This is a genomic window from Pseudoalteromonas sp. SWXJZ10B, from assembly GCF_015864475.1.
In the GTDB taxonomy this organism is placed as follows: domain Bacteria; phylum Pseudomonadota; class Gammaproteobacteria; order Enterobacterales; family Alteromonadaceae; genus Pseudoalteromonas; species Pseudoalteromonas arctica.
Genome location: NZ_JADYXD010000001.1, coordinates 164161 through 176631 on the forward strand (window position 1 = coordinate 164161; position 12471 = coordinate 176631).

The following is a 12471-nucleotide window of genomic DNA, read 5'->3' on the forward strand; positions in this document are numbered from 1 at the left end:
CTAGCCTATAAGTCTAAATAATAAATATTAGGGGCGCATGTGATTTCAGTTAGCGAATTATTTTTACAACGAGTAGAGCAACATCTTCATATTATTTATGAGGGTGTTGAGCTGCCTTTATCGGTTACTGAGCTTGCTCAGCAACTCATTAAAATTATATTAGGTAGCAATGCACTGCGCGACCCGACACCCCATACAAACCGATGGGATGAACAAGATATAGTATTGATTGCTTATGGCGATTCTATTATTAAACACGATGATAGTGAATTTGCCGTATCGAGCCCAATGGAGGCACCGCTTAAAACACTACACCGGTTTATAAAAGAGCAATGTGATATGCAGTTAAATGCGCTGCATATATTGCCATTTTACCCGTATAGCTCAGATGAAGGCTTTGCCGTAATGAACTACGTGCAAGTGAATGAGTCGTTAGGTGATTGGGGAGATATTCAAAACATCGCTAAAGACGTAAAGTTAATGGCAGATTTAGTTATTAACCATTGCTCAAGCAGAAGCGTATGGTTTGAGAACTTTTTAAACGATTTACACCCTGGTAAAGACTACTTTAAAACAGCCAGCTTAACGGATGATTTAAGCCAAGTTGTACGCCCGCGAACCTCATCGTTATTAAATACTGTAACAACGCCAAGCGGTGAAAAGCACGTATGGTGTACGTTTAGTCACGATCAGGTTGATTTTGACTTTGGCAATCCTGATGTACTTAAAGAGTTTGTGGGAATAATTAGGCATTATTTAGACAATGGCGTACGTTTATTTAGACTCGATGCGGTTGCATTTTTGTGGAAACAGCTTAATACAAGTTGTATTAACTTGCCGCAAACACATGAAGCCGTAAGGCTCATGCGAACGCTTATTGAGCACGCAGAGCCCAGCGTAGTTATAATTACCGAAACCAATATTCCAAACCAAGAAAACCTATCGTACTTTGGTAACGCTAACGAAGCGCACAGTATTTATAACTTTGCATTGCCGCCATTGTTGCTACACACATTACTTAGCGGCGATAGCACAGCAATTAAACATTGGATGATGAGTATGCCGCCTGCGCAAAATGGTACTGCATACTTTAACTTTATAGCCTCGCACGATGGAATAGGACTCAGACCAATTGAAGGTTTACTACAACCTAGCGAAGTGGCCTCATTAGTAAGTACCACTATGCAATTTGGTGGTCGGGTATCTATGCGTACCAGTAACGATGGTACACATACACCGTATGAGCTAAACATTGCTTTATTTGATGCACTGCAAGGAACGCACAATGGCCCAGATAAGTTTGGCCTTGAGCGGTTTATGTGTGCCCACGCGATTATGTTTGCACTTGAAGGCATACCAGGGCTTTATATTCATAGTTTGTTGGGTACAACTAACGACTATGACCGATTTGAAAATTCACAGCATAACCGCGCTATAAACCGCCATCGCTGGCAAGAGTCAAAGCTATTAGCGGCCATTGGCGAAAAGTATAGCCATCATCATAAAGTGTTTAACGGCATAAAAAGCTTATTGGCAGTACGTAAAAAACAGGGGGCTTTTCATCCTAACGCTACTCAGTTTACGCTGCATTTAGCAGGTGGGTTGTTTGGTTTTTGGAGACAAAGCATTGACAGGCGCCAAAGTATATTTTGTGTTTATAACATTAGCGATAAACCACAAACACTCACATTGGCCGACTTAAACTTAATTAACACCCAAAAGTGGTTTGATTTGGTGGCAAATAAAACGATTGAAGAAAGCCAATTAACGATAGAGCTAGAACCATACCAAAGCGTGTGGCTGAGTAATATTAAATAAGACCTATTAAAAAGGCTCGCACTGCGAGCCTTTGTTTTAACTAGGGCGTGTTGATCTTTGTGGATTGAAATTTGTTCAATCTAGGGGCGATTAAATCGCGACGCGAGGTTTGTAACCTAGTGGGCTAAGTAAAAACCGAGCAAAGCTTCCGCGTCCTGCTCACGCCCCTTACCTACATCCATGTAGGCAACAAAGAGTTAATCGTCCCTAGAAAGAACCCTTCGGGCAGCGCATGTTTGGTATTTATGCTGCGTTATCGCCTATTTATGGGGAATAACCACACTACATAGGCTCTGCCTTGCCTAAAAACCAAACATACTGCTGCAAATTCACCCACCAATGATCAACACGCCCTAATAAGTTATTTTATTAATTATAAGCTGTAGCTTAAGTTAATGTAGCCAAAGCGGCCAATGTTATCGTAACTTGCGCTACCCGCGCTTGTACCACGTGAACCGTACGGAAGTTTACGGTTGAATACGTTATCAACACCTACTTTAACGCCTAAACCGCTATCGAAGTTATAACCAACAGTCATATCGGTAATAAAGTATTTACCGTAAGACATTTGATTACTTGGGTTAGGGTTGTTTTCAAGTTCAACATTTGTGTATAAATCGACTTCACTTAAAAAGCGTGTTTCAACTGTTGAGAAAAAGTTATCCATAACATAACTTACAGATAAGTTAGTTTGCCACTTAGCTTCACCTGTAGTACCTGCGTATTCAATGTAGTTACTAGGGTCGTCTTGGAACGGGTAATCTTTACGTTCAATTAAGTAAGTACCAATTAAGCGTGTTTTAAAGCTACCTTCAAACGCGTCAAAATCGTAACCTAGTTCAAAATCTATCCCTGATGCTTTTTGGCCAGCAACATTTAATACAGAGTTTTGAATTAAAGTAATTTCACCATTAGCATTACGTGTGATTAAGTTACAGTACTGATTGTTTATACCTGTTGCGCTATCTACACAGCGATCAAGAATGTCTTGCGCGTTAATTGTGTCAATTGCATCTTCAAGTTCAATTTCCCAGTAATCAATAGTAAGTAGCGCGTTTTCTAAAAACTCTGGTTGGTAAACAATGCCTACAGTTGTACTTGTTGACTCTTCGCCTTTTACATCGCGGTTACCACTGCTTAAACCATCTAAAGAGGCTGAATCGTAATCTGAGTTAAAGTCACTCGCTACGCCTAATGCGGCACAGTTTGCAGTACGTGTTGCACCGTTTGATAAGTCACCTAAGTTTTCAGCGCGACACGGGTCGTCTACATTGTAGAAAGTTTGGCTTGCTGCACCAAATACTTCACTAATGTTTGGCGCACGAAGTGCTGCAGATTGAGTTACACGTACACGTAGTTCATCGTTTACAGTCCAATCAAGGCCAAGTTTCCAGCTAGTTGCTTCGCCAATCGTACTGTAGTCAGCATGACGTACTGCTGTATCAAACACTAAATCTTGAATAAGCGGTAAATCAGTTAAAATTGGCATCGTCGCTTCAAAGAATACTTCGCGAACGTTAAACGAGCCCTTATCTTCGCCCAGTGCGTTAAAAAAAGTACCTTCAGCGTTATCAGGCTCTTTAGTTTCGCTTTCTTCTTTACGGTACTCAGCACCAAATGCAACACCTACATAGCCCGCTGGTAATTCAAAAATAGCGCCATTAGCGAGTGAGCCAGAAATAACTGTTTGCTTAATAGTTGAAGTGCCAACAGATACCGTATTAATGTAATCAATGGCTTGTTGAGATGGCGAACCAAACCCCATAATATTTACAGGAACACAGCCATCAGCTTGGGCTGCAGCACTACGACATACTACGTTACCATTTGTATCTTCAACGGCATCAAGTGCATTAAAGTAATTTGCTACAATCATGTTAGCGCCATTTTCGCGCTCTAGATCAGTTTGGCCGTATACTATTGAGGTATCTAATTCCCAATCATCAAATACTGTGCCTTTTAAGCCGGTAACAAAGCGCGTTGTTTCACGCGTATTGTTTTCAATGCGGCGGCCAAGGTCGGTCATCATGCGGTTAACCATGATCGAATCAACACCTTGCTCTTCCATACGTGCTTTAATGGCTGGGTCTAGGTAAGGGTTGTCGATTTTGATGCTGTTTTCATCGTCAAAGAAGAAAAACGCAGGTTGACCTATGCTTTCGCCTTGGCTATTTACGTATTTTGCATCAAAGTAAACGTTTAAGTCGTCGGTAACATCGTAGTTAACTTTAAAGTTTACGTTGTAGCGCTCAAACTCAGGTTGAATCTCTTCAAATTGACCAAGATTAAACGAATCACAGTTTGCACACGACAAGCCATCTACATTATCACCTATGTATAAGTTGCGAGCGCTGCTGTCGGCATTAAAGCTATTAGTATATCCATCTTCAAGTGCATAAACACCGGCGTTATTAATAGCGTAATAACCTGCATTAGGCGTTAAAATTTTATCAGGGAAAGCTGCGCTATCTTTGTTTGCTTCTGTTTGGGCTTGATTACGTAAACTACTAAACGAAGTGCTAGTCCATGGGTGGTCAAGTGCGTTTAATGAATCCTGGCCTGAGTACTCAATAGCAAAAGCTGCATTACCACGATCGTTATCAAAGTTAGAGCCGTATGAGAACGTCGCTTTTTCGTTGTTGTAGCTGCTTAAATCGGCAAAACCACGTGTAACGCTAAAGTCCATGCCTTCAATGTTGTCTTTTAATATAAAGTTAACAACACCTGTTACCGCATCAGCACCGTATACAGCAGATGCACCACCAGTAATTATCTCTACACGTTCAACCCATACACTTGGAATAGTGTTGGTATCTACAGATTGAGAGCCTGCAGAGCTTGATACATGACGCTTGCCATTTACAAGTACCAAAGTACGATCTGTACCCATGTTACGTAAATCAAGAATATTTAAACCCGCAGTACCAATAAACCGGCCTGAGTTAGCCATAGAATATGTATTGCCAAGTGCAGGTAAGTTATTTAGCGCTTCACCAATGTTTACTGCGCCAGTATTCATTAGCTGCTCGCCACTGATGACTGTAACAGGTGCAGGCGCAATAGCACCTTCACGTAAAATACGTGAACCCGTTACTTCAACACGTTCAATTTTTGTTGCTTGCTCATCTTGTGCAAGCACAGAATTACTTGCTGTTGCAGCAGCAGTAATTAATGCACATTTAATGCTAGTAGAAAGTAAGTTATGACGTTTCATTTGATTCCCAGAGAACATTTTTAGTAATTAAATACAATGTAGCTTTATTATGAGGGCGGCGATTATTGCATGCTGATTATTTTATTAAAAGTAGCTAACTCACTGTAAAGTAAGTAACTTGAAATAACCTGAAGAAATTTTGTTGTGTTTTTTGGTATTAATTACAAAAGCTTTTTAAATGATTTACTGAGGTTTTTTACATTTAGTTTTTCTTATGTATTTTAGTTATTAACATTGGTTTTTATTTGTTAAATTTTCAGTTGTTTTTTAAGTCAACTTTTTGCGGTTTATAATTATTCATATATAAATTTTTATTTATTTGAAGTTGCCAGTGAGTGTTATATGTACTTATTTGTAAAGGTTATGTGTGTTATTACTCTTTTAAAATGATTTTTATTAGATGTTTTTTATTCAAAAAAAATCGTTATTTGAATATTTTTCACTATTGCAGCTTTAAAATGATTAATTTGTAAACCCCCTTTACAGTTCAAAGTACTCATAACAGCTCGTAAAGTTACTTTACTACGTAAACTTGATACAATTTAGGTGTTTTTAATTAATAGGTTTGACCATGAAGTATTTAGTAATTATTTTTACCTTTGCGTTTAGTTCAATGTCTTTTGCGCAGCAAGAAGTCGATCTTGAAATAAATATGAAAAATACGGGCCTTGCTTATAAACAAGCAGTGCAGGCAACTCAACTTAGTGAATTTAATACTGCGATTGATGAATTTATAAAGCTAGTAAAAGTAAGTAAAACAGCTAAGTTTTACAAAAAACCTGAGCAGTCATTGCAGGGCCTTGATAAAGTGATTGCTCAAGCTGAACTTGCAAAAAAGGCAGCAATCGAGCAGGGGCTAAGTGCGGCAAAAGAACCACTGAAAAATATAGATAACTTACGTAAAAAATATCATGAGTTACACGAGCCTCCAGGGTTCTTTGAATTACTGTTCGGTTCATAAACCTAGACACTATGTATCTTTAGTAGCTACTTTTAAGCTAATTATGTTAAAGGTATCTGCAGCAATAAATATAAGGAAACACAATGGAAATTTCAGTTTCAATGTTAGAAGGCCAAAAGCAAAGCGCTAAATTTGGCGACCTAGAAGTAATAAGCGATCAAAGTGTAAACGCTGGTGGCAATGCAGAGTATCCAGAACCGTTTGATTATTTTTTAGTAAGTATGGTTTTATGTGCAGGTTTTTATGCGCGTAAGTTTTGCGAGCAGCGTGATATTTCAACGCAAGGTATGACGCTTACCCAAAACAACGAAAATGTAGATGACAACGGTAAAAAGTTATTTTCAATTGAGATTAACTTACCTGATGGTTTCCCTGATAAGTATAAAAAGGCGCTTATTGCAGCTGTAAATACCTGTACGGTAAAAAAAGTAATTCAGGCAGTGCCAGAGTTTTCAGTAGTGGTAAAATAGTCCCCCTAAATTAGGTAGCTTAAGCAAGCTACCTAATTATATGTTGAGCATCCCCGTTTAACTTATTTCTTTTTCATTCCTTGTACTGCTTTAAAGCGTGGGTTGTTTTTACAAATTACAAATACGCGGCCTTTGCGTTTTACAATTTGACACCCCGGACGTTGCTTAGCACTTTTAAGAGAGCTTAATACTTTCATACCTTTTCCTTTTTAACAGTCGATAAACTTTTAAAACGACGATTAAACTGCGCAACGCGACCATCTGTAGCGGTTGTTTTTTGCTTGCCTGTATAAAATGGGTGCGAGTCACTTGATACATCAATAGGTACGTATGGGTAAGTATTACCATCGATCTCGATTGTGCGATTGGTTTTAATGGTTGAGCCAATAATAAAGTAAGAATCGGCAGCGGTATCGTGAAAAGCAACCACGTGGTAGTCAGGATGAATATTTGGTTTCATAATACGCCTTAATAAATGATATGTGATAATGTATCATTTTAATTTAACGTATTTATTCTCTCATTGCAAATTATTCAAATGTTCCTCAAAAAGGCCGTGATTGCTGGCTATTTGCGCAAATAAATCAAAAAATAAGCACTTGAATCAAAAATGCTGGCTATTGGCGTTTAGGCTGTTATAACTATATTTAAGAGTTAAAACGTTAACAAATACGGTTATAAAGTTATTACAGAGGTTATGTATGAGTGACGCAACACAACAACAAGAACAAATTGATCAAGGGGTAATGGAAACCCTAAGAGAGCGCGACCACAGTACCTTGGCGCAACAAGTAAATCCTTTAACCTGCAACCATAACGATATTGTAGAATTACTAGCGCGGTATATGGCACTAAGCGAGCAAGAAGATGATGAGCTGTTTGATGATTGGTTTGATAACCTAACTAAAGAGCAACATACTGTTTTAAAAGTATTTGAAGTTTACCGCGGACAATATGAGCACCAAAATTAAAGTATTTATTTTTGTATGTATGCCAAATCCAGTGGTTATTTAAATAAAACTAAATAGCCACTACTACTTTTTCATTAAAGGGTAGCTATGTTGTATCAACCACTAATCCCACTTGCTTAAATCATAATTTTTTGCGGATTGAATCTTATCTTTATTTAGGCACGACTTACTGATATTTATAAATATTTATTTATTGCTATTTTTAGGTAATGTTCTAGTTTGAATAGGCAGACTGTTTATAATTTAAATAAGTTTATCGGATTATAAACTCGAAAATATTCGCTCCAGTTTTGTAATTTATAAAATATTTAAAATTAATAGAGCTTTAATGATTAAACCTGAGATTCCAAATAACGAAGCTGAGCGATTACACGCGCTTAGAGCATTAAAAATTCTAGATACGTCTCATGAAGAGCGCTTTGATCGTGTTACTCGTATTGCCAAGCGTATGTTTAATGTTTCTATTTCATTGGTTACTTTGATTGACGAAGACCGCCAGTGGTTTAAATCAAGGCAGGGGCTTGATGCGCCTGAGCTTCCTCGCGAAACCTCATTTTGTGGCCACACCATAAATCAGGACGAGTTATTAATAATCCCAGATACAGCAAAGGACGAAAGGTTTTTTGATAATCCCTTTGTTACAGGCGATCCTAAAGTACGCTTTTATGCAGGCTTTCCTTTAAAATTAAGGGAAGGAGTCATTATAGGCACTTTGTGCCTTGCCGATAATAAACCTAGACAACTCAATGATGAAGAAAAACAATTACTAAGAGATTTAGGCACGTTAGTCGAGCGAGAAATTCAATCAATTCAACTAGCCACAATTGATGAGTTAACAAGAATCTCTAATCGACGTGGCTTTTTAAACCTTGCCGAACATACGCTAAATGTATGTAGGCGAAACAAAGTATCAATGTCGTTTATATTGTTTGATCTCAATAAGTTTAAACAAATTAATGATATTTATGGACACCACGAAGGCGATTTTGTATTAAATAAATTTGCACAAATTATGCTTAGTTCATTTCGTGATTGTGAAGTCATAGGTCGACTTGGCGGAGATGAATTTGTTGCGATGTTAAGCGACTCAGACGAGACAAAAGCAGAGTTTGTTTTACAAAGGTTTGCGGATGCAATAGCGCATGCTAATAATACCTTAAACAAGCCATACAAAATTGATTACAGTGTAGGAGTAACACACTTTAAACACGATACAGGTAAATCAGTTGAGGATATGATTCAAGATGCTGATGTTGCAATGTATCAGCAAAAAAAGCAGCAATCACTTTAGTGAACTGTTTAGTTTAATTGCTGCTTGAACTTCACTTAACTTCCTCATGCTAGTACGAATTTTATAATATGCCGTTATTCGCTATTGCAGTCATTTTTTGCAGCGGGTGATGCTAAAGACACATTTGGTTGCCAAACTCTGTTCCATATTTTATGAAGATTGTTTAATTTTGGCCTTTGACTTATTTTTTCAAAGTTACCAAGGTTTACTTCTGAATCATTTTTTTGACCCACTACAAAATTAAACACATAGTTGCATTCCATACCCATACGTAAATCAGAAAGTACAATATTGCTTTGCTGTTGGCGTACCGAATAAAACCCTTTAGTAAACCACTGCAAGCGTTTTATAGCCCATTCATCGCTAATATTATTTAACAATGAAGGCGTCGTTTGATAAGCCGTTAAAGTAACATCGTTGGGCGCGTCAAATACTGATGCATAACCCTCATAGTATTGCCCGTCAGACATCACAACAATACGCCATAGCAAAGTAGTTAGCGGAGCAGGCGTACTAACATACGCATTTACTGGTATTTGCCTGTTATTGAGGGCCGTTTTTACCTTGTTATCAATATTTATTTTTAAAATTAAAGCACAGAATAAATATAGACTACTTAAAACTAAAGCCGCTGCATTTACACGATAAGCCGTTGCTGCTTTTATTTTGGGTATTAGCGTACATATTACGCCAATTAATAAAGGAAGCGTGTAAGCGGGGTCAATAATAAACACACTAGAAACCGCAAAGGGGTACTCAGTAAAAGGCCAGAGTAGTTGTGTACCGTATACCGTTAGGCTGTCTAATAGGGCATGTGTAGATAAACTTAAAAATACTAGCCAAAACCAGCGCACTTTATAAATTTGCATTCCCGCGTGTACTTTTAATATTAGCCATACAATGAGCGGGCTAATTAATAAATGTATTAATAACGAATGGCTAAAGCCACGGTGATAAGTAAATGCTTCTACAGATCCGCCATATGGCAAAAATACATCTAAATCAGGGAGCGTGCCTAAAATTGCTCCCCATAAAACGGCTTTTCGACCTATTTTATTGCCTAACACCGCATAACCTACAGCACTGCCTAATGCTACCTGCGTTAAAGAATCCATTTTAATTAATACCTTTAATTACTACTTTTGTTATTTATACTTTTCGATTATTAAAAAGCGTCAAAAAATCGGTTAAAACATTTAATAAGTAAATCAATATACAGAGCTTATAAACTAAGCCTAGGCTTTATAAAATCTAAAAACGTTGTAATTCAAGATGATACCGTACTATTTTTTATAATACATGGCTTGTATAATTTCTCGGTTATTTGGCGAGCTAATTGCATTGGGTAACACTTCAACTAATTTACCTGTTTTTAGGTCATTGCCAATCATAAAGTGAGAAAGTAACGCAACACCTTGGTTTGCAATACACCGCTGGCGCACTGTTTCACCGCTGCTTGCGCTAAGCGAAAACGTAAATAAAGCGGGCTTTACTAACGGCCAGGTATTTAATTTAGGGGAGTCACTAAAACCAATTAACTTATGATTTTGTAAATCATCAATTTGCGCAATTGCTGTTACGCGTTACAGCGGTATGCATGATAAACGTGAAATTCAGCAAGTATAAAGTCTTAGCTGTTAAGGTTGAAACTAAAATTAATGACCTCATACCTGTTATGAGGTCATAGATTTTTAAGTGACAGTCGTAATAAGAAGTAAAAGGTGTATTTCGTAAAGCTTTAAAAGAGCTTGTTTTTAACCGATTATTTTATAAGGATAAACCATGACACAACGTGTGATAGAAATGCCAGAACTCGGTATGGGAACATTCCGATTAGAGGGCGACACTGCCTATAACTCAGTAAAAATGGCACTCGAAGTTGGGTTTCGCCATATTGATACCGCACAAATTTATGGCAACGAAGAGCAAGTAGGTCAAGCTATAAAAGACAGCAATATTCCGCGCAGTGAAATATTCTTAACCACCAAAGTGTGGAATAACAAATTAAATAAAAGCGACTTTATTCCAAGCGTTAAAAAGTCACTTGAAAAGCTACAAGTAGACTCGGTCGACTTACTGCTAATTCATTGGCCATCGCCTGCTAACGACGAGCCAATGAGTGAATACCTTACTGAATTATTAAAAGCAAAGCAGCTTGGTTTAACTAAGCACATTGGTGTTTCTAATTTCACTATTGCAAACTTAAATGAAGCAATGCAAACGCTTGACTCACGTGAAATATTTACCAATCAGGTTGAGGTACACCCGTACTTAACTAACACTAAATTGCGTGCTTTTTGTGCCCAGCACGACATTCATGTAACAGCATATATGCCATTTGTTGTAGGTAAGGTGCTTAAAGATCAAACCATTATCGACATTGCTAAAAAGCATGATGCAAGCCCGGCACAAGTTGTTTTAGCATGGGTTAACGCCAATGGCATGACGACAATTCCATCATCAACTAAGCGTAAAAACTTGGAAGATAACTTTAACGACCATGTTAAATTAGATGATGAAGACATAGCCCGCATTGATGGCTTAGATTGTGGCGACCGACAAGCAACACCAGACTTTGCGCCGCAGTGGGATCAGTAAACTTACCTCAAACGCAAAGTTAAACCAAATATTTTAAGGTGTAGATTGTCTATACCTTAACTTTTATAAGGAATACACATGTTAACGGTTATAGCTGCACTGTCGTGCAAAAATATTGATACAGATGTAATGCTTACAGCACTTGAAAATTTACAAAAGTCATCGCGCCAAGAAGTAGGGTGCTTACGTTATGAATTATCGGTAAAAAGTGATGCTGAGCATACTGACTATGTAGTTAGCGAACAATGGGCGTCTGATGAGCACTTTGAAGCGCATAAAAACGAGCCACACTTTAAAGCGTTTGGTACGCAGGTTACTGGGCTTTTAACCAATAGTAGTATTGATGTATATAGAACAATTGGTTAAGCAGTTTTATACCACTTAGCTAAACTACATAACTAAGTAAATACTCAAATAGGTGCTGTTAACTTACATCACCTTTTATTCTTACACTTTAACCAGCCTAAATACTCTACTTCCCCAATATATCAATGAAATCTATTAGAACTCTTTTTTGTTAATTTGCAGTGTGGCGAAATCTAAAGGCTCCATAAAATTATTAAAAGTCGTTTTTTGTATCACAAATTACTCTAATAAATGGCTTATTTAATTTATTGTTTACATTAAAGTTCTCTGGTGTAAATATAGAAACACTCATAGGCACTATTAAGTGCCTTAGCACATGGAAAGTATAGTGAACGATGTAACATCAATCACTAGAAAATAGCCAGCTAAAAAATCACAGCAAATAAAGCCTTAACAGCTTTAAGTTGTATCAATTTATATGGAAATAATAATGAAAAAATTAATCGCAATAGTAGCGTTGTTAGGCTTTGTTTCATTTGCACAAGCTAATGACAGTTTTGTAGTAAATGCCAAATTTTATGATAATAAAAATTTAATTGGTTCACCTGTTTTAGTAGTAAATTCAAACGAAGAGGCATCAGTTTCAGTTGATAACTCGTATAGTTTTGCTCTTACACTAACGCCAATTGATGACTCGACCGTAAGCTTAGCAACCGACCTGAAATTAGGTGAAAAACATATGGCACCTTCTTTAGTCGTTGAGCTGGGCAAAGAAGCAAGTATAAATATTGATGGTAAAGAGTTTTCAGTTTTAGTAAATAAATCAAGCAGCTAATAAGTTA

Annotated in this window: 12 protein-coding genes and 1 pseudogene; 8 read left to right on the forward strand and 5 right to left on the reverse strand. The window is 37.4% G+C overall.

The genetic code is table 11. The features are described from left to right. Positions 1-39: 39 nt before the first annotated feature. Positions 40-1818 (forward strand): sugar phosphorylase, encoded by a 1779-nt coding sequence (locus tag I6F54_RS00715; RefSeq protein ID WP_165741444.1) that lies wholly within the window; start codon positions 40-42, stop codon positions 1816-1818. 373 nt (positions 1819-2191) lie between these two features. Here I6F54_RS00715 and I6F54_RS00720 read toward each other — a convergent pair whose 3' ends face one another. Beyond that, positions 2192-5032, reverse strand: coding sequence for a TonB-dependent receptor domain-containing protein (locus I6F54_RS00720; protein WP_165741868.1), 2841 nt, complete (start codon positions 5030-5032; stop codon positions 2192-2194). A gap of 571 nt (positions 5033-5603) precedes the next feature. Between I6F54_RS00720 and I6F54_RS00725 the strand changes: the two genes are divergently transcribed. Both I6F54_RS00725 and I6F54_RS00730 read left to right on the forward strand, forming a co-directional pair. Further along, entirely contained in the window at positions 5604-5993 is a 390-nt protein-coding gene (locus I6F54_RS00725; protein ID WP_165728067.1) for a cytochrome b562, read from the forward strand. A gap of 83 nt (positions 5994-6076) precedes the next feature. After that, entirely contained in the window at positions 6077-6463 is a 387-nt protein-coding gene (locus I6F54_RS00730; RefSeq protein WP_010553069.1) for an OsmC family protein, read from the forward strand. A gap of 62 nt (positions 6464-6525) precedes the next feature. Here the strand turns inward: I6F54_RS00730 and ykgO are convergent, their stop codons facing one another. Beyond that, positions 6526-6660 (reverse strand): type B 50S ribosomal protein L36, encoded by a 135-nt coding sequence (ykgO, locus tag I6F54_RS00735; protein WP_002958669.1) that lies wholly within the window; start codon positions 6658-6660, stop codon positions 6526-6528. Then, positions 6657-6923 carry a type B 50S ribosomal protein L31 gene (locus tag I6F54_RS00740; protein ID WP_165728066.1) on the reverse strand — a complete coding sequence of 89 codons (267 nt, stop codon included), beginning with the start codon at positions 6921-6923 and terminating at the stop codon, positions 6657-6659. Before I6F54_RS00740 ends, ykgO begins: the two co-directional genes overlap by 4 nt. 241 nt (positions 6924-7164) lie before the next feature. Here I6F54_RS00740 and I6F54_RS00745 point away from each other — a divergent pair, with 241 nt between their 5' ends. Together I6F54_RS00745 and I6F54_RS00750 are read left to right on the forward strand one after the other, a co-directional pair. Continuing rightward, the gene (locus I6F54_RS00745) at positions 7165-7434 is read left to right on the forward strand and encodes a hypothetical protein (RefSeq protein WP_007580861.1); all 270 of its coding nucleotides are present in this window, start codon (positions 7165-7167) and stop codon (positions 7432-7434) included. 328 nt (positions 7435-7762) lie between these two features. Beyond that, positions 7763-8725, forward strand: coding sequence for a sensor domain-containing diguanylate cyclase (locus tag I6F54_RS00750; RefSeq protein WP_165741646.1), 963 nt, complete (start codon positions 7763-7765; stop codon positions 8723-8725). A gap of 74 nt (positions 8726-8799) precedes the next feature. On the opposite strand, the gene I6F54_RS00755 is transcribed toward I6F54_RS00750, so the two are convergent. Beyond that, a complete protein-coding gene (locus I6F54_RS00755) occupies positions 8800-9840 on the reverse strand; it encodes a metal-dependent hydrolase (RefSeq protein ID WP_197139359.1) in 1041 nt (346 codons plus the stop codon). Positions 9841-9992: 152 nt separating this feature from the next. Further along, a pseudogene (locus I6F54_RS00760) lies at positions 9993-10296 on the reverse strand (LysR substrate-binding domain-containing protein); the annotation flags it as partial. A gap of 211 nt (positions 10297-10507) precedes the next feature. Between I6F54_RS00760 and dkgB the strand changes: the two are divergent. The 3 genes from dkgB to I6F54_RS00775 all read left to right on the forward strand — a co-directional run bounded on the left by dkgB (position 10508) and on the right by I6F54_RS00775 (position 12464). After that, positions 10508-11323: a 2,5-didehydrogluconate reductase DkgB gene (gene dkgB / locus I6F54_RS00765; RefSeq protein ID WP_165728061.1), complete on the forward strand. Its 816-nt coding sequence runs from the start codon at positions 10508-10510 to the stop codon at positions 11321-11323. A 78-nt stretch (positions 11324-11401) separates the two neighbouring features. Further along, complete coding sequence (locus tag I6F54_RS00770) at positions 11402-11689, forward strand: putative quinol monooxygenase (RefSeq protein ID WP_165741650.1); 288 nt, start codon at positions 11402-11404, stop codon at positions 11687-11689. 430 nt (positions 11690-12119) lie between these two features. Next, a complete protein-coding gene (locus I6F54_RS00775; protein ID WP_165740778.1) occupies positions 12120-12464 on the forward strand; it encodes a hypothetical protein in 345 nt (114 codons plus the stop codon). The last annotated feature ends 7 nt before the right edge of the window (positions 12465-12471 follow it).

Coding starts and splice junctions, on each gene's coding strand:
- dkgB (WP_165728061.1), top strand. CDS start 10,508: ATGACACAACGTGTGATAGAAATGCCAGAACTCGGTATGGGAACATTC.
- I6F54_RS00720 (WP_165741868.1), bottom strand. CDS start 5,032: ATGAAACGTCATAACTTACTTTCTACTAGCATTAAATGTGCATTAATT.
- I6F54_RS00745 (WP_007580861.1), top strand. CDS start 7,165: ATGAGTGACGCAACACAACAACAAGAACAAATTGATCAAGGGGTAATG.
- ykgO (WP_002958669.1), bottom strand. CDS start 6,660: ATGAAAGTATTAAGCTCTCTTAAAAGTGCTAAGCAACGTCCGGGGTGT.
- I6F54_RS00775 (WP_165740778.1), top strand. CDS start 12,120: ATGAAAAAATTAATCGCAATAGTAGCGTTGTTAGGCTTTGTTTCATTT.
- I6F54_RS00750 (WP_165741646.1), top strand. CDS start 7,763: ATGATTAAACCTGAGATTCCAAATAACGAAGCTGAGCGATTACACGCG.
- I6F54_RS00730 (WP_010553069.1), top strand. CDS start 6,077: ATGGAAATTTCAGTTTCAATGTTAGAAGGCCAAAAGCAAAGCGCTAAA.
- I6F54_RS00725 (WP_165728067.1), top strand. CDS start 5,604: ATGAAGTATTTAGTAATTATTTTTACCTTTGCGTTTAGTTCAATGTCT.
- I6F54_RS00755 (WP_197139359.1), bottom strand. CDS start 9,840: ATGGATTCTTTAACGCAGGTAGCATTAGGCAGTGCTGTAGGTTATGCG.
- I6F54_RS00770 (WP_165741650.1), top strand. CDS start 11,402: ATGTTAACGGTTATAGCTGCACTGTCGTGCAAAAATATTGATACAGAT.
- I6F54_RS00740 (WP_165728066.1), bottom strand. CDS start 6,923: ATGAAACCAAATATTCATCCTGACTACCACGTGGTTGCTTTTCACGAT.